Origin of the sequence: Streptomyces coeruleoprunus (assembly GCF_039542925.1) — a bacterium.
In the GTDB taxonomy this organism is placed as follows: Bacteria; Actinomycetota; Actinomycetes; order Streptomycetales; family Streptomycetaceae; genus Streptomyces; species Streptomyces coeruleoprunus.
On sequence record NZ_BAABIT010000001.1, the window covers coordinates 269,192 to 284,196 of the forward strand.

At 72.4% G+C, this 15,005-nt stretch carries 17 protein-coding genes; 8 read left to right on the forward strand and 9 right to left on the reverse strand.

The window, feature by feature from the left end:
- Positions 1–50 precede the first annotated feature (50 nt).
- From ABEB09_RS01320 to ABEB09_RS01330, 3 genes are all read left to right on the forward strand, one after another.
- A complete protein-coding gene (locus ABEB09_RS01320) occupies positions 51–602 on the forward strand; it encodes a dihydrofolate reductase family protein (protein WP_345686200.1) in 552 nt (183 codons plus the stop codon).
- A 24-nt stretch (positions 603–626) separates the two neighbouring features.
- A complete protein-coding gene (locus ABEB09_RS01325; RefSeq protein WP_345686202.1) occupies positions 627–1,196 on the forward strand; it encodes a dihydrofolate reductase family protein in 570 nt (189 codons plus the stop codon).
- A 280-nt stretch (positions 1,197–1,476) separates the two neighbouring features.
- Positions 1,477–3,300, forward strand: coding sequence for a S8 family serine peptidase (locus ABEB09_RS01330; protein ID WP_345686204.1), 1,824 nt, complete (start codon positions 1,477–1,479; stop codon positions 3,298–3,300).
- 90 nt (positions 3,301–3,390) lie between these two features.
- Here the strand turns inward: ABEB09_RS01330 and ABEB09_RS01335 are convergent, their stop codons facing one another.
- The 3 genes from ABEB09_RS01335 to ABEB09_RS01345 all read right to left on the reverse strand — a co-directional run bounded on the left by ABEB09_RS01335 (position 3,391) and on the right by ABEB09_RS01345 (position 6,059).
- The gene (locus tag ABEB09_RS01335) at positions 3,391–4,224 is read right to left on the reverse strand and encodes a YhjD/YihY/BrkB family envelope integrity protein (protein ID WP_345686205.1); all 834 of its coding nucleotides are present in this window, start codon (positions 4,222–4,224) and stop codon (positions 3,391–3,393) included.
- A gap of 118 nt (positions 4,225–4,342) precedes the next feature.
- The gene (locus ABEB09_RS01340; RefSeq protein WP_345686207.1) at positions 4,343–5,095 is read right to left on the reverse strand and encodes an ABC transporter permease; all 753 of its coding nucleotides are present in this window, start codon (positions 5,093–5,095) and stop codon (positions 4,343–4,345) included.
- The gene (locus tag ABEB09_RS01345; protein ID WP_345686209.1) at positions 5,088–6,059 is read right to left on the reverse strand and encodes an ATP-binding cassette domain-containing protein; all 972 of its coding nucleotides are present in this window, start codon (positions 6,057–6,059) and stop codon (positions 5,088–5,090) included. The genes ABEB09_RS01340 and ABEB09_RS01345 overlap by 8 nt, the downstream gene beginning before the upstream one ends.
- Positions 6,060–6,171: 112 nt before the next feature.
- On the opposite strand from ABEB09_RS01345, the gene ABEB09_RS01350 reads away from it, so the two are divergent.
- Together ABEB09_RS01350 and ABEB09_RS01355 are read left to right on the forward strand one after the other, a co-directional pair.
- Positions 6,172–6,933, forward strand: a complete 762-nt coding sequence (locus ABEB09_RS01350) for a TetR/AcrR family transcriptional regulator C-terminal domain-containing protein (protein WP_345686211.1) — start codon at positions 6,172–6,174, stop codon at positions 6,931–6,933.
- A gap of 66 nt (positions 6,934–6,999) precedes the next feature.
- Positions 7,000–7,365 carry an MmcQ/YjbR family DNA-binding protein gene (locus tag ABEB09_RS01355; RefSeq protein WP_345686213.1) on the forward strand — a complete coding sequence of 122 codons (366 nt, stop codon included), beginning with the start codon at positions 7,000–7,002 and terminating at the stop codon, positions 7,363–7,365.
- Between the two features lie 43 nt (positions 7,366–7,408).
- Here ABEB09_RS01355 and ABEB09_RS01360 read toward each other — a convergent pair whose 3' ends face one another.
- From ABEB09_RS01360 to ABEB09_RS01370, 3 genes are all read right to left on the reverse strand, one after another.
- Positions 7,409–8,029, reverse strand: coding sequence for an L-threonylcarbamoyladenylate synthase (locus tag ABEB09_RS01360; RefSeq protein ID WP_345686215.1), 621 nt, complete (start codon positions 8,027–8,029; stop codon positions 7,409–7,411).
- A gap of 114 nt (positions 8,030–8,143) precedes the next feature.
- Entirely contained in the window at positions 8,144–8,527 is a 384-nt protein-coding gene (locus tag ABEB09_RS01365; protein ID WP_345686217.1) for a VOC family protein, read from the reverse strand.
- A gap of 27 nt (positions 8,528–8,554) precedes the next feature.
- A complete protein-coding gene (locus ABEB09_RS01370) occupies positions 8,555–9,073 on the reverse strand; it encodes a carboxymuconolactone decarboxylase family protein (RefSeq protein ID WP_380841059.1) in 519 nt (172 codons plus the stop codon).
- Positions 9,074–9,089: 16 nt separating this feature from the next.
- Between ABEB09_RS01370 and ABEB09_RS01375 the strand changes: the two genes are divergently transcribed.
- Positions 9,090–9,620 carry a MarR family winged helix-turn-helix transcriptional regulator gene (locus ABEB09_RS01375; RefSeq protein WP_345686219.1) on the forward strand — a complete coding sequence of 177 codons (531 nt, stop codon included), beginning with the start codon at positions 9,090–9,092 and terminating at the stop codon, positions 9,618–9,620.
- A gap of 123 nt (positions 9,621–9,743) precedes the next feature.
- On the forward strand, positions 9,744–11,849 hold the full coding sequence (locus ABEB09_RS01380; protein ID WP_345686221.1) for a pectinesterase family protein: 2,106 nt from the start codon (positions 9,744–9,746) through the stop codon (positions 11,847–11,849).
- An 85-nt stretch (positions 11,850–11,934) separates the two neighbouring features.
- Here ABEB09_RS01380 and ABEB09_RS01385 read toward each other — a convergent pair whose 3' ends face one another.
- Positions 11,935–12,561, reverse strand: coding sequence for an ATP-binding protein (locus tag ABEB09_RS01385; RefSeq protein WP_345686223.1), 627 nt, complete (start codon positions 12,559–12,561; stop codon positions 11,935–11,937).
- Between the two features lie 84 nt (positions 12,562–12,645).
- Complete coding sequence (locus tag ABEB09_RS01390; RefSeq protein WP_345686225.1) at positions 12,646–13,626, reverse strand: glycosyltransferase; 981 nt, start codon at positions 13,624–13,626, stop codon at positions 12,646–12,648.
- A 172-nt stretch (positions 13,627–13,798) separates the two neighbouring features.
- Between ABEB09_RS01390 and ABEB09_RS01395 the strand changes: the two genes are divergently transcribed.
- The gene (locus ABEB09_RS01395) at positions 13,799–14,203 is read left to right on the forward strand and encodes a hypothetical protein (RefSeq protein WP_345686227.1); all 405 of its coding nucleotides are present in this window, start codon (positions 13,799–13,801) and stop codon (positions 14,201–14,203) included.
- A gap of 45 nt (positions 14,204–14,248) precedes the next feature.
- Here ABEB09_RS01395 and ABEB09_RS01400 read toward each other — a convergent pair whose 3' ends face one another.
- On the reverse strand, positions 14,249–14,884 hold the full coding sequence (locus ABEB09_RS01400) for a TetR/AcrR family transcriptional regulator (RefSeq protein ID WP_345686229.1): 636 nt from the start codon (positions 14,882–14,884) through the stop codon (positions 14,249–14,251).
- Positions 14,885–15,005: the final 121 nt, after the last annotated feature.

A 15,005-nucleotide genomic window follows, 5' to 3' on the forward strand; every position in this document is an offset into this window, starting at 1 on the left:
CAGCGCGGGAAGGGATCGTGGTGCCCGGCAGCGGGCGGGGGAGGCGTGACGTGGGGCGGAAGATCGTGTCCGGGCTGTTGGTGTCGCTGGACGGCGTGGTGGACGCGCCGGAGCGGTGGCGGTTCCCGTACGGGGACGAGGAGACGGGGGCGGCGCCCGGCCTGGTCGACGGTGAGGCGGAGGCGGTCTTGCCGGGGCGGGTGACCTACGAGGCGTTCGATGCCGTCTGGCCGTATCCGAACGGCCTGTCGGGCTACGTGAGGAGGCGTTTCCAGAGGCGTCCTCCGACCGTGGCCGGCGCCTCCGACACCCTCGGGCAGGCCGTCCGGTCCGGCGCCGCCGTCGTCGACGGGGACGTCGCCGCCGCGCTCCGGGCACTCAAGCGGGGGCCGGGCCGGAACATCGACCTGTCCGGCAGCGTCACGCTGACCCGCAGCCTCCTGGAGGCCGGACTCGTCGACGAACTGCGGCTGCTGGTCCACCCGATCGTGGTGGGTTCGGGACAGCGGCTCTTCCCCGACGGCACGGGCCGGGTGCCGCTCCGGCTCACCCGTTCGGCCACGCTCTCCACCGGCGTGGTGGACCTCACGTACGCATGCTGATTCGCACTCGTCAGGAGAAGGACCTTGGGAAAGATCACCCACTTCGTGCACCAGTCGCTCGACGGCTTCATCGAGGGCCCGAACGGCGAGTTCGACTGGCCCGCCATGGACGCCGAGCTGTCCGCCTACGCGAACTCCCTCACCGAGAGCGCGGACATCTTCCTGTACGGGCGCGTGGTGTGGGAGATGATGGCGGGCTTCTGGCCGCGCGCCGAGGAGTTCTCCACCCATGAGCACGACCTCGCGTTCGCGCCGGTGTGGCGCAGGACGCCGAAGGTCGTCGTCTCCTCGACGCTGGAGAAGGCCGACTGGAACACCCGCGTGATCGGCTCGGACGTGGTCGCGGAACTCGCCGACCTGAAGCGGGCCGGTGCCCACCTGGTGCTGTTCGGCGGCTCCGCGCTCGCCGCGCACCTCACCGAGCACGGGCTGATCGACGAGTACCAGATCTTCGTCCACCCCGTCGTGCTCGGTGGCGGCAAGCCCGTCTTCGGTACCCCGCAGCAGCGGCTGGCCCTCACCCTCGCCGAGTCCAGGATCTTCGACTCGCAGGTGGTGCTCCTGCGGTACCGGTCGGCCGGACACGATCTCTGAGTACGGCCGGGTTCTCTCCCCGCCCTGCCGTGCCCCCGGCCCCTCCCCCTGTCCGGCCGATGGGGAACTCCCCATCGGAGCAAGGGTTTTCCCGGTATCCCGGCCGTTCGCGGTTTGCCTACTGTTCGCATACAGCTGATCCACCGGTCACCCGGAGGACCGACGCCTGGGCCTGTCTGCGCGCGCCCCTTTCGCACCACCACCCCCCTCCGCTTCGACGAGGAAGCGATCCCCACCGCCGTTCCGCGCCGCGCGGAACCGGCCACGAAAGGCAACGACCTTGCGCATACCGGGTACTTCCCCCACCCCGCGTGCCACCCGGCGCACGCTGATATCCGTCGCCGCGATATCCGCCACCCTGCTCTCCGGCACCGCCGCGTCGCTCGCCCTGGCGGGCACCGCCACCGCCGCCGCGCCCGCCGCCGTTCCCGCCGCCGCCCAGAGCCCGGCCGCCGCCCCGGTGGAGCGGCTCATCGTCGGCTACAAGTCGACCGCCTCCGAGGCGAAGTCCAACTCCGCGGCCTCCGCCGACGCCCGGGCCAAGGGACGCGCGGCGGGCGAGACCGTCGGCTTCCAGCGCCGTCTCGGCACGGGCGCCGCGCTCATCGACCTCGGCGAGAAGCTGACCGGGGCCGAGGCCGCCGACGTCATCGCGAAGTACGCGGCCGACCCGGAGGTCGCCTACGTCGTGCCGGACCGCCTGAACACCGTCAAGGCGACCCCGAACGACACCGAGTACGCCAAGCAATGGGACCTGTTCGAGGCCACCGCCGGCATGAACGTGCCCGGCGCCTGGAACACCACGACCGGCAGCGGCGTGACCGTCGCCGTCATCGACACCGGCTATGTGGCCCACTCGGACCTGGCGGCCAACATCGTCGCGGGTTACGACTTCATCTCGGACACCGCCGTGTCCGTCGACGGCAACGGCCGTGACAACAACCCGGCCGACCCGGGCGACTGGAACCGGGCCGGCGAGTGCGGCACCGGCTCCCCCGCCAGCGACTCGTCCTGGCACGGCACCCACGTGGCCGGCACCATCGCCGCCGTGACGGGCAACGGCAAGGGCATCGCGGGCATCGCGTACGGCGCCAAGGTCCAGCCGCTGCGCGTCCTCGGCAAGTGCGGTGGCTACGACTCCGACATCATCGACGCCATCACCTGGGCGTCCGGCGGCACCGTCTCCGGTGTCCCGGCCAACGCCACTCCCGCCAAGGTCATCAACATGAGCCTGGGCGGTGGCGGTGCCTGCTCCTCGGCCACCCAGAGCGCCATCAACGCCGCCGTCAACCGCGGCACCACGGTCGTCGTCGCCGCGGGCAACGAGAGCGACAACGCCGCCAACTACTCGCCGGCCAGCTGCGGCAACGTCATCACGGTCGCCGCGCTGAACCGCTCCGGCAGCAAGGCGAGCTACTCCAACTACGGCTCCGTCGTCGACATCGCGGCCCCGGGCGGCCAGACCAGCACCGGCACCGCCAACGGCATCCTGTCGACGCTGAACACCGGCACCACCACGCCGTCGGCCGAGTCCTACGCGTACTACCAGGGCACCAGCATGGCCGCCCCGCACGTCGCCGGCCTCGCGGCCCTCATGAAGTCCGCCAAGACGACGCTGACCCCGGCGCAGATCGAGTCCGCGATCAAGACCAACGCCCGCGCGATCCCGGGCACCTGCTCCGGCGGCTGCGGCGCCGGTCTCGCGGACGCCACGAAGACCGTCCAGGCCGTGACCGGTTCCACCGGCGGCTCGACCGGAACCGTCTTCTCCAGCACCTCGGCCGTGGCCATCCCGGACGCCGGCTCCGCGGTCGAGTCGCCGATCACGGTCTCCGGTGTCAGCGGCAACGCCCCCTCGGCCCTTCAGGTCTCCGTCGACATCACCCACACCTGGCGCGGTGACCTGGTCGTCGACCTGGTGGCGCCCGACGGCTCCACCTACCGGCTGAAGTCCTCCAGCTCCTCGGACTCCGCCGACGACGTCAAGGCCACCTACACGGTCGACGCCTCCGCCGAGACCGCCGCCGGCACCTGGAAGCTGCGCGTACAGGACGTCGCCTCCCAGGACACCGGCACCCTGAACGGCTGGAAGCTCACCTTCTGATCGCTTCCCCGCCGTGCACCCCGTGCACGCCCGCACCCGGACCGGCACAGCGCCTCCGGGTGCGGGCGCCCAGTCGTTCCGCGCGCCCGCTCATTGGTGCCAAGGGCGCGGCGTCGGGTGCCACCGGAAGTGGTGGTGACCGAGCCAGCTGCTGACGTGACGGCCCAGCAGCGTGCCGCCCAGCACCACGTACCCGACGCCCACCAGCCAGGACACCACGATCAGCACCGTGCCGACCGGCCCGTACGTGACGGCGTTCGACGCGACGAGCGGCGAGAACACCCAGTGCGAGAACCAGCGCAGGCCCACCAGGCCGATCATCGTGGCGACGGCCCCGGGCAGCAGCTGACGGGCCGGCACCTTGCCGCCCAGCAGCAGGCTCTGTCCCCACCAGAAGAAGGCGAGCCCGAGCAGCAGCACCAGCGCGCCCCGCGCGAGGCCCTGCCACAACCCGTCCCGCAGGACGACGCTGCTGTTGGCGACCACGTACAGATAGGCCGTCAGCCCGGTGAGCCACACGGTCTGCCGCCACAGCTTGTGCCACGGGCTGATCGAGAGGCCCCAGATCCTGCTGTAACCGGCCTGCACGCTGGCGGCGAACGACAGGCCGAAGAACACCAGGATGGCCGCGCTCAGGGCGTTGGTGGTGCTGATCACGATGTGCGGGGTGGAGAACACGTCTTGGACCGAGCGGGCCGGACGGGCGTTCAGGCCCATGCCGTCGATCACCCACTGGGGGAAGTCGTGGGCACCCGTCGGATCCAGCGCCGCCACGAGGACCAGCAGCGGCAGCAGGGCCACGTATCCGAGGGCGGCGAACCCGAGGGAGCGGTGCATGAGCTCCACCTCGCTGCCGTGGCCGACCAGGCGCCCCACCGCCGAGTGGTCCCAGATCTCGCGCCAGCGCCGGTAACGGTGTCTCACCTCAGCCTCCCTGGGGCATGCCTCGGCGCCACCGTAACCCGGCCCCGTACCGGAAACCGGGGAGGCCGCGCCCCGGCCCGTCGCGGGCGGTGCGCGGCCGGTCGCCCGTCGCGGCCCTTCAGCGGGTGCGTGCCCGGAACAGCGCGCCCGACACGGCGAGGGCCAGGGCCAGCAGACCCGCGCACCAGGCGAGGGCGATCCACGGCGCGTCGCCGACGGGCCGCTCCAGGAGCAGGCCGCGCAGCGACTCGATGACCGGAGTCACCGGCTGGTGCCGGGCGAAGCCGTGCAGCCAGTCGGGCATGGTCTCGATCGGTACGAACGCGCTGCTCGGGTACGGCAGGAACATCATGAGGAACGTCAACCCGCTCGCCGCCTCGGGTGTGCGGGCCAGTAGTCCGGCGGCGGCCGACAGCCAGGACACGGCGAGGATGAAGGCGAACAGCAGCCCGAGCGCGGCCGCCCACGCGGCAGGGCCGCCCGTCGGGCGGAACCCGATCAGGAACGCGACGCCGATGACGAGGGCCGTCGACAGCAGGTTGCGGGCGAGGCTCGCCCCGACGTGCCCGGCCAGGATGGGCGTCGCACCCACGTCGAGCGACCGGAACCGGTCGACGATGCCGCCCTTCATGTCCTCGCTGACCCGCACGGCGGTGGTGGAGGCGCCGAACCCCGCGCACAGCAGGAGGACGCCGGGGACGACGTAGGTGACGTACGCGGTGTGGGTGCCGGTGTCGATGGCGCCGCCGAAGAAGTAGACGAAGATCAGCATCAGCATCACCGGAAGGACCATGGCGGTGATGAGCGCCTCGGGGTTGCGGCGGCTGAGCCGGAGGCCACGGCCGACGAGGGTGAGGGCGGCGTCAGACACGGGCGGTCCCTTGCGTGGCGGGTGTTTCACGGTTGCCGGTGTCCGTGCCGGTCCCGGTGAGCGCCAGGAAGACGTCGTCGAGGGTGGCGGTGTGCAGCGTGAAGCGGGCGATGTCGGACCGGCGGGGGTCCAGGGTGTCCAGCAGGCCGCGGACGTGCGCGGCGGTGCCGTCGGTGGCGATGCCGAGCGTGAGCGTGCCGGGTGAGTGGCGTACGGCGTGCGGGGCGAGGCGGGCGTAGGCGTCGGCGTCCGTGGCGACGACGTCCAGGCGGTGGCCGGCGACGCGGGCCTTGAGCGTGTCGGCGGTGCCCTCGGCGACGACGCGGCCGGCGTCCATGACGGCCACGCGGTCGGCGAGTTGGTCGGCCTCCTCCAGGTACTGGGTGGTCAGGAAGACGGCCGCGCCCTGGGCCGAGAGGTCGCGTACGGCCTGCCACAGCTCCTGGCGGCTGCGCGGGTCCAGGCCCGTGGTGGGCTCGTCGAGGAAGACCACCTCGGGTGCGCCGACGAGTCCGGCGGCGAGGTCGAGGCGGCGGCGCATGCCCCCGGAGTAGGTGACGGCCGGGCGGTGGGCCGCGTCCGCGAGGCCGAACCGGTCGAGGAGTTCGGCGGCTCGGCGGCGGGCGTCGCGACGGGAGAGGCCGCTGAGCCTGCCCATCATGCGGAGGTTCTCGGCGCCCGTCTGGAGGTCGTCGACGGCGGCGAACTGGCCGGTGAGGCTGATACGGCGGCGTACCCGGGCGCGGTCGGCGACCACGTCGTACCCGGCGACGACGGCCCGGCCGGCGTCGGGCGGGGTGAGCGTGGCGAGGATGCGGACGGTGGTGGTCTTGCCGGCTCCATTGGGGCCGAGGAGCGCGAAGACGGCGCCGCGCGGGACGTGCAGGTCGATGCGGTCGAGGACGGTGACGCCCTGGTAGGTCTTGCGGAGGCCGGTGGCCTCGACGGCGGTGGTGCCCGGCATGGCGATCCCCCTTTACTGCGTATGCCATACGCTTTACTGCGTAAGGGTTACGCATTATTAGGATGACGTCAAGCGGCCCGCCGTACGGGCCGGGGCCCGGGACGGCAGGAGAGTGAGGCCGGTGCAGGACAGCGGTGGTTCGGGGCTCCCGCCCGGCCTGGAGGCCGCGTGGGGCTTGCGCGAGCGCCCCGCGAAGGGGCCGAGGCCCGGCCTGAGCGTGCACCGGATCGTCGACGCGGCGCTGGCCGTGGCCGCCGCCGAGGGCCTCGCGGCGGTCTCCATGGGGCGCGTCGCCAAGGAGCTGGGCGCCTCGACGATGTCCTTGTACCGGTACGTCGGCGCCAAGGACGAGCTGTACGTGCTGATGCAGGACGCGGCCATCGGCACGCCCCCGGACCCGCTGCCGCCCGGCACGCACTGGCGTGAGGCGCTGGCCCACTGGGCGTGGGAGCAGCGCGTGGTGCTCCAGCGGAACCTGTGGCTGCTGCGGGTGCCGATCTCGGGCCCGCCGGCCACGCCGAACTCGGTCGCGTGGTGGGAGGCGGGCATGCAGGCGCTCGCCGGCACATCGCTGGACGAGGGCACCAAGGTCTCGGTGGTGGGGCTGGTGAGCCGCTTCGTGCGCAGCGAGACGGGGATGATGGCCGACCTGGCCGCCGCCGTGGCGGCGACGGGCGAGTCGCCCGAGCAGGTGATGGCCCGTTACACGCGCGCCCTGCGACGGCTCGCGGAGCCGCGGCGCTATCCGGCCGTGGCCCACGTCCTGGCATCGGGCGTCCTTGAGGCCCAGGAGGACCCGGACCACGAATTCCGCTTCGGCCTCGACCGGCTGCTGGACGGGATCGGCGCACTGGTGGAAGCGACGGAAGCCTGAACCGGGCCGCGTTCCGGGCAACCGGCGGGCGGTGGGGTGTCAGTGGGGGCCGTTAGCGTGGCGGGCATGATCGATGCTGAGCTGGTTCGCCGTATCGCCATGTCCTTTCCCGAGACGGTCGAGAAGGAGGCGTGGAACATGCCGACGTTCCGTGTGGCCGGGAAGATGTATCTGACCATTCCCGATGACGAGACGTCGATCGCCGTGCGCTGCCCCAGACTGGAGCGCGAGGAGCTGATCGCCGCGGAGCCGGAGAAGTTCTGGGTGCCGCCGCACGAGGCGGGTTCGGCGTGGGTCAGGGTCCGGCTGGCCGCACTGGAGGACTTGGACGAGCTGCGCGACATCCTCGTGGACTCGTGGCGGCAGGCGGCGCCGGACCGGCTGACCGAGAAGCACCCCGACCTGCGGCCCGGAGCGGTGTCCGGCGAGTGAGCGGTCGCGCGGCCGGGGTTCGGCCGATGGGGGGCGGGTGCGGCTACTCGAACCGCGACGTGTCGCCCGCCCCGCGGCGGACGATCTCGGGTCCGCCGCCGGAGAAGTCGATCACCGTCGTCGGTGTCGTCCCGCAGTCGCCCGAGTCGACCACCGCGTCCACGACGTGGTCGAGCCGGTCCTTGATCTCCCAGCCCTGCGTCAGCGGTTCGTCCTCCCCGGGCAGCAGCAGCGTGCTGGAGACCAGCGGCTCGCCCAGCTCGGCGAGGAGTGCCTGGGTCACCGTGTGGTCGGGGATGCGTACGCCGACGGTCTTCTTCTTCGGGTGCTGCAGCTGGCGCGGCACCTCCTTGGTCGCGGGGAGGATGAACGTGTAGCCGCCGGGCGTGGCCGCCTTCAGCGCCCGGAACACATCGTTGTCGATGTGCACGAACTGCCCCAGCTGGGCGAAGTTTTCGCAGACGAGGGTGAAGTGGTGGCGGTCGTCCAGGTCGCGGATGGTACGGATCCGCCCCAGGGCGTCGCGGTTGCCCAGGCGGCAGCCCAACGCGTAGCAGGAGTCGGTCGGGTAGGCGACGAGGGCGCCGGAGCGGATGCTGTCGGCCACGTTGCCGATGATGCGCCGCTGGGGGTGGTCGGGGTGCACGTCGAAGTACTTCGCCATCCGCCGAGCCTACGCCCGCCGGGCCCGCCCCGGCACGTTTCACCGGCACGTCCGCGACGGGCCGGGGGTGAACACGTCGGCAGAGCTGCTGCTTCGGCCTGGTGGGGCACGTGGTCAGAGCGGCCGGAGCCGGGCGTGCAGGAGGCAGAACTCGTTGCCTTCGGGGTCGGCCAGGACGTGCCAGTTCTCGGTGCCGGTCTGGCCGACGTCGACGGGCTTGGCGCCGAGGGCGAGCAGCCGCTCCAGCTCGGCGTCCTGGTCGCGGTCGGTGGCGTTGACGTCGATGTGCAGGGGGAGTTTCCCGGCCCGCGGCTCGCTGCCGGGGCTGAGGACGAGGGTGGGCTGCGGACCGCCGAACCCGGCGTCGGGCGGCCCGATCTCGATGCTTCCGTCGTCCTCCCGGCCGAGTTCGACGTAGCCGAGGACCTCGCTCCAGAATGCGGCGAGTCGCTCGGGGTCGGCGCAGTCGAGGACCAGCTCACTGATGCGGCATGCCATGCCCGTCAGTGTACGTACGGACACGACCTAGGCCTCGGCTCGGACCAGGCGGTTGGCGAAGGTGGACATGGTGTACGCGCCGATGCCCATGACGACCTCCAGCGCGTTGCGCTCCGTGTGGCCGGCCGCGAGGAACGCGGCCGCGTCGGCCTCCGGTACGGCTCCGTTCGTGGCGTACACGGCGAGGACGAACCGGCGGATCGCGTCGAGGCGGGGGTCGGGCAGGGGCGGGCCGTCGGGTCCGGCGTGGAGGGCGGTGATCAGCTCTTCGTCGGCGCCCAGGCCGCGGAGCTTGCGGGTGTGCAGGTCGACGCAGACGCCGCAGCCGTTGCGGGTGGCGACCGTCATGACGACGACCTCGCGGGCGATCGGGTCGAGGGTGGTGCGGTCGAAGGCGGCGGTGAGCTGGAGGAAGGAGTTCAGGAGGTCCGGGGAGGACGCGAGCCGGCGGACGGCCCGCGGCAGCTTCCCCATGCGGCGTTCGACGGCTTCCATCGCGGGCCGGGACGCGGGCGGGGCGGAGGCGAGGGTGTGAGCGGGGAACACGGGAGGCCCTCCTAAGATGGACAACGTGGTTGACGAAAATAAAGTAAACCAGGTTGTCGAATCTGCCAAGGGTCAGACCGCGGGGTACGAGCTTCCGCTCCTCCTCTTCGCGGGGTTCCGCACGCTCATCGACCGGCTCCACGCCGAACTCGCCCGCCAGGGCCACCCGGACCTGCGCCCCGCGTACGGCTTCGCGATGCAGGCCGTCGGGACGGGCCGCGACGGCGCCACGGCCAGCGAGATCGGCCGCCGGCTCGGCGTGACCAAGCAGGCGGCCGGCAAGACCGTCGACCGCCTGGTGGCCGTCGGCTACGCGGAACGCACCGACGACCCGGCCGACGCGCGACGCAAGCGCGTCCGCCTCACCGCCCACGGCCTGGACGCCCTCGCCCGCTCGGCCGCCGTCTTCGACGCGCTCCGCACGGAGTGGTCCCGCGCGCTCGGCCCGGACCGCCTCCACGACCTGGAGGACGCCCTCCGCACCGTCGTCCCGCCCGAGGCCATCCGCCTGGACGCGGCCAACTGGCTGGGCGGCAGCGGCGCCTGACGCACACGCTCCCGCCTCCGTCAGGTGTGGCGGCGGCAACCTCCGGCGCCCCGGCGGCGACCACGGGACGTCCGGGCGCCCGCGAGACAGCGGCGCCCTCCCCCACAGCACCGGAGCCGCCACATGACCACCACACCTGGCACGGGACGCCACAGGAAGCGCCGGAGGAACCTGGCCGTCGGCCTGCCCCTGGCCCTGGCCGCAGCGGGATCGATGGCCTACGGCGCCGTCTTCGGCGTCTTCGGCGAGGACGCGCGGGCCGAGGCGGCCGCGGCGCCGGCCGTGGCGCCGGGCGCGGCAACCGGCGCGGCAACCGCCTGGGCCGACGACGCCGCCGACGGGTTCGCCTCCGTCAACGCCCTGGGACAGAACGGCACGTACGGGGGCCGGGGCGGCAGGACCGTCACCGTGAGGACGCTCGCCGACCTGGAGAAGTACGCGACCGCCGCCGAACCGTACGTGATCGTGGTGGCCGGCACCATCGCCGTGCAGCCGGTCGGCAAGGAGATCCAGGTCGCCTCCGACAAGACGATCGTCGGGTCCGGAACCTCCGGGCACATCGTCGGCGGCGGCTTCTTCCTCGGGCGGGGCGTGCACAACGTCATCCTCCGGAACCTCACGATCCGCGACACGTACCAGGGCGTGTGGAACGACAAGGACCACGACTTCGACGCGATCCAGATGGACGGCGCCCATCATGTCTGGATCGACCACAACGACCTGCGGAACATGGCCGACGGGCTCATCGACGTCCGCAAGGACAGCACCTACGTGACGGTGTCGTGGAACAGGCTCGGCCAGGACAACAAGGCCTTCGGCATCGGCTGGACCGACAACGTCGTCACCGACATCACGGTCCACCACAACTGGATCCGCGAGACCGAGCAGCGCAACCCCTCCACGGACAACGCCGCGCACGCGCACCTCTACAACAACTACCTGCAGGACGAGCCGGGCACCCGCATCACCGCGTCGTACGGCAACTACGCGCGCGGCAGGACGCGGATGGTGCTGGAGAACTCGTACTTCGAACGGCTGAAGAACCCCGTCATCCGCGACAGCACGGCCGCCCTGGTGCAGCGCGGCAGCGTCTTCTCCGGGACCAGCGGACGCAACGAGAGCGGCGGTGGCCCCGCCTTCGACCCGAAGACGTATTACGGCTACACGCTCGACAAGGCCTCCGACGTGCCGTCCCTCGTCAAGGCCGGGGCGGGGCCGCGGAGTTCCCTCGGCACCCCGGCCACCACGCCCGCGGCCGTCCCGGCCCCGGCCGCCACCACCCTCACCGTCGCCCAGGACGGCTCCGGCCAGTACCGCAGCGTGCAGAAGGCCGTCGACGCGGTCCCGGCCGGCAACACCGCCCGCGTCGTCATCTCCGTCGCGCCCGGCACCTACCGGGAGACGGTCCGGGTCCCCTCGAACAAGCCGCACGTCACCATCCAGGGCACGGGCGGCAGCCGCAAGGACACCGTCATCGTGTACGGCAACGCGGCCGGCACGCCCAAGCCGGACGGCTCGGGCACGTACGGCACCGCCGGAAGCGCCACCGTCGCCGTGGAGGCCGACGACTTCCAGGCCCGCAACCTCACCATCACCAACGACTTCGACGAGGCGCGCAACCAGGGACTGAACGGTCATCAGGCCGTGGCCCTGCGCACCGCGGCCGACCGGGTGCTCCTCGACGGCGTCATCGTCAACGGCGACCAGGACACCCTGCTCCTGGACACGGCGGCCAAGGACCGGCTCGGCCGGGTCTACGTCACCCGTTCCTACATCACCGGCAACGTCGACTTCGTCTTCGGCCGGGCGACGGCCGTGATCGACCGGTCGGTGCTGACACTGAAGAAGCGCTGGGACGGCACGTCCGCCGGGTACGTCACCGCGCCCAGCACCGCCGCGAACCGCAAGGGCTTCCTGATCCACCGGTCGGTGGTGAACGGTGACGTCTCCGCGCGCAGCTTCTTCCTCGGCCGCCCCTGGCACGCGGGCGGTGACGCGTCCCTCGACCCGCAGACCACCGTGCGCGACAGCACCTTGAGCGCGGCGATCAGGACCGCCCCGTGGACCGACATGGGCGGCTTCTCGTGGAAGGACGACCGGTTCGCCGAGTACCGGAACACCGGGCCCGGCGCGGGCAGCGCGAGCGCCGACCGCCCGCAGCTGACCGACGCCCAGGCCGCCGGCCAGGAGGTCGCGGACTGGCTGGGCGGCTGGACACCGGGCGCCTGAGGGGCCGGCCGCGGACGGGCCCGGCCTGGCGGGCCCGGTGCCCGCCGGGGCCCGTCCGCGGCCCGTGGCGTGCCGGTCCCCCGCATCAACCGGCTCGTCGGTCCTCGACTTCGACCACCAGGTACGGCCACGCCTCGGCGAGTCCGGTGAGGTCGCCGGCGGCCGGCCGGCCGGCCGCGTGCAGGGACCTGTCGGGGCGGAAGTGGACGACCGTTCCCGTCGTACCGTCGTGGGCGACCGGCTCCAGGCCGGTCGCCGGCACACCGTGCTCGTACCGCTGGGTCCAGGCCCCGTTGCGGCGGCGGTTGGTGTGGACGAGCCACTCGCTCAGGGCGGCGACGACGGACATGCCGCGGCGTGGCCGCCCGTCCGGGAGCAGGTGCGCGTCGGGCAGGTCGAAGAACCGGAGGTCCTTCGTCGCCATGACGGGCTTCTTCACGGGCAGTCCTTGTGCGTCGAGGCGGGTGTCGGTGCCGCGGCCGTCGTCCGCGACCGACACCGAGCCGTCGCGATGGAGGGTGACGACGCAGCGGCCGCCGCCGTTGCACTCAGCCTCGTCGGCGGCGTACGCGACGACCTCCAGGACCAGATGGCGCACCCCTCCGGGCGCGAAGACGTCCGGGCTCAGCCGGATGTGCGAGAGATGGTCCCGGTCCACGGTGGCGGCCCAGTCGTGCGTGGTGTTGCGCCAAGTACGTCGTGTCGCGTCCATCGTCGCATTATCCGGCTCGCGGCTCCGCGCCGGCCTTTCGGCGGTGGGCAGCCGGCCGACAGGGCACGGCCGCCCGCCGTCCGGTCAGGAGGGCAGCGTCGCCGATGCCGAGGCGCCCGGCCAGGTGAGGCGCAGGCGTTCCCGTTCCGGCCAGTCCGGCAGGCTGACCAGCGGGGGCAGTTCCTGCGTGCGGGCCGGGCGCCGGACCACCTCGCCGGGCTGGTCGGCCGGCGTCATGACGACGCTGCCCCAGTGCTCGGGCAGCTCGCGGCCCTGGGCGCGGAGCTCCGTACGCAGGGCCACGTACAGCAGTTCGAAGGCCTGGAGCGAGATGTGCGCCCAGTCGCCCTTGACGTGCTCCTTGTAGTGGAGGTCGACCTGGCCGATGGCCGGGGCGCCGTAGCGGCGGGCGATCTGGTCGAGGATCGAGAACTCGGTGCCCCAGCCGGCGGGGAAGACGAGACGGGCCAGCGCCGAGCGCCGCGTGGCGTGCTCGCCGCTGAGGGGCTGGCGCATGCCGCCCAGCTCCGGGTGGAGCAGCGACAGCATGGGGCGGGCCATGGTCTCGGTGGTCCGGCCGCCCTCGTAGTCGTCGTAGAACGCCCGTACGTGCTGGAGGGAGGCGTCCCGCAGCAGCGGTCCGACCAGCCGGGAGACCTTCGAGGAGTCGAATCGCAGGTGGTCCCCGTCGACGAAGACGACGATGTCGCCGTGGCTCGCCCAGACGCCCTTCCACATCACGGAGCCCTTGCCGGAGTCCGGGATGCGCACGGTCGGTCCCGCCGAGGAGAACGCGACCACGCGGGCCCCCACGCGGGCCGCGCGGCGTGCGGTGTCGTCGGTGGAGTCGTGGTCGACGACCAGGACCTCGTCGATCGCCCCGGCCTCCCTCAGGTCCTCCACGACCGGCGCCACCACGCCTTCGATGGTGGAGGCACAGTTCCGGGCGGGGACGACGACGGAGATCCGGACGGGAGCGCCGGTGGCCGTCGTGCAGGCCCGCTTGGCCGCGGCGAGCTCCTGGGGGCGGTCCGTGCCGGGCCCGAGAAAAGTCTTGATCGTCACTGTGTCCAGTCCTTGCGGGGGCGGTCTCTGGTCGACGAGGCAGATCCGCTTATGTTGATATGCCGGAAATGCCTCATTGTCGACCGGAGTGATGCGGGCTCCCGCGCGGCTCCTCTTGACAGGTGCACGCGTTCCTCCCACGCTGCCCGTACCAGCTTCGGGGGGAGTACGCATGTCCGGACAGGCCGTTCGCGAACCCATGCCCAGCAAGCTCAAGGCCGCGCTCGTGGGCGTCTGGCTGCAGGGGGTGCTCAACCTCGCCGGCGGCGTCCTCCTGCTGGCGCTGGTGAACGACGAGGTCCAGCACGGCCGCGACGAGGGCCTGGGTTTCGTCCGCCTGATGGCGTTCCTGTCGTTCGTGGTGGCGGTGGCGCTGATCGCCTGCGCGCTGCTCACGCCGCGGCGGGCCGGCTGGGTGCGGCCCACCGTCATCACCCTGGAGGTCATCACCGTGGTCAGCGCGCTGTTCACGCTGTTCTCCGGCGGTGCCGCGTCCGCCCTCGTCGGCCTGGCCCTCGCGATCGGTGTGCTCAGCGCCTTCGCCTCGGCGGAGGGCAAGAGGTGGTTCGCCGGGTAGGTCCCGGCATGCGCCCGGGCGGGTGAGCCCCGCTCCGGGCGGACGTCAGTCGCCCGGCTCCTCGCCGCCGCGCCGCCCGGCGGCGCGGAAGATCCGGTTCAGGCTGTGGTCCAGAACGGCGACCGCGGATTCCGGGGTGCGCTGGCCGACCAGGACGCCGGTGCCGAGCCCCGCGGACATCGCGAGCAGACCCGCCGCCTCCAGGCCCGGATCGACGCCGGGCCGGAGCAGGTCCGCCTCCTCGGCCTGCCGGAGGAGTCGCGCGACGGCGTCCTCGGCGGCGTCGGGGTCCTTGATGAACGGCTGGGCGGCGAGCGCCTCGTCGTGCACGGCCAGCACGGCGTACGAGGTGTACAGGTGGTGGAACGTGCGGCTCTCCTCGTCCACCGGCAGTGCCGCCATCAGCAGCGCCTCGATCACCGCGCGCGGCCCCGGGTCGTCGCCCGCGGCGCGCACCCGCGCCGCCACCCGCTCGCCGAACCGCTCGGCCAGCTGCCGCAGTCCGAAGAGCAGCAGCTTCTCCTTGGTCTCGAAGTAGTACTGCACCAACCGCAGCGAAACGCCCGCCTCCGCGGCCACGTCGCGCATCCCGACGGCGTGCAGCCCCTGCCGCCCGGCGACCCGGACGAGCGCGTCGGCGATCTCCGTGCGCCGCTGTGCATGGTCCACGCGCTTGGGCATCGGCCGGCTCTCCGCTCACTCGTTGGACCACTGTTCGATCGAGCCGCCCCTTCGGTGAGCGGCCACCTTGATGATACAGCCGTACCACCATCGTGGTACGTTCGTATCACGAAGACCGAAC

Coding starts and splice junctions, on each gene's coding strand:
- ABEB09_RS01365 (WP_345686217.1), bottom strand. CDS start 8,527: ATGGCATGCCGCATCAGTGAGCTGGTCCTCGACTGCGCCGACCCCGAG.
- ABEB09_RS01375 (WP_345686219.1), top strand. CDS start 9,090: ATGGACAACGTGGTTGACGAAAATAAAGTAAACCAGGTTGTCGAATCT.
- ABEB09_RS01380 (WP_345686221.1), top strand. CDS start 9,744: ATGACCACCACACCTGGCACGGGACGCCACAGGAAGCGCCGGAGGAAC.
- ABEB09_RS01355 (WP_345686213.1), top strand. CDS start 7,000: ATGATCGATGCTGAGCTGGTTCGCCGTATCGCCATGTCCTTTCCCGAG.
- ABEB09_RS01395 (WP_345686227.1), top strand. CDS start 13,799: ATGTCCGGACAGGCCGTTCGCGAACCCATGCCCAGCAAGCTCAAGGCC.
- ABEB09_RS01400 (WP_345686229.1), bottom strand. CDS start 14,884: ATGCCCAAGCGCGTGGACCATGCACAGCGGCGCACGGAGATCGCCGAC.
- ABEB09_RS01385 (WP_345686223.1), bottom strand. CDS start 12,561: ATGGACGCGACACGACGTACTTGGCGCAACACCACGCACGACTGGGCC.
- ABEB09_RS01360 (WP_345686215.1), bottom strand. CDS start 8,029: ATGGCGAAGTACTTCGACGTGCACCCCGACCACCCCCAGCGGCGCATC.
- ABEB09_RS01345 (WP_345686209.1), bottom strand. CDS start 6,059: ATGCCGGGCACCACCGCCGTCGAGGCCACCGGCCTCCGCAAGACCTAC.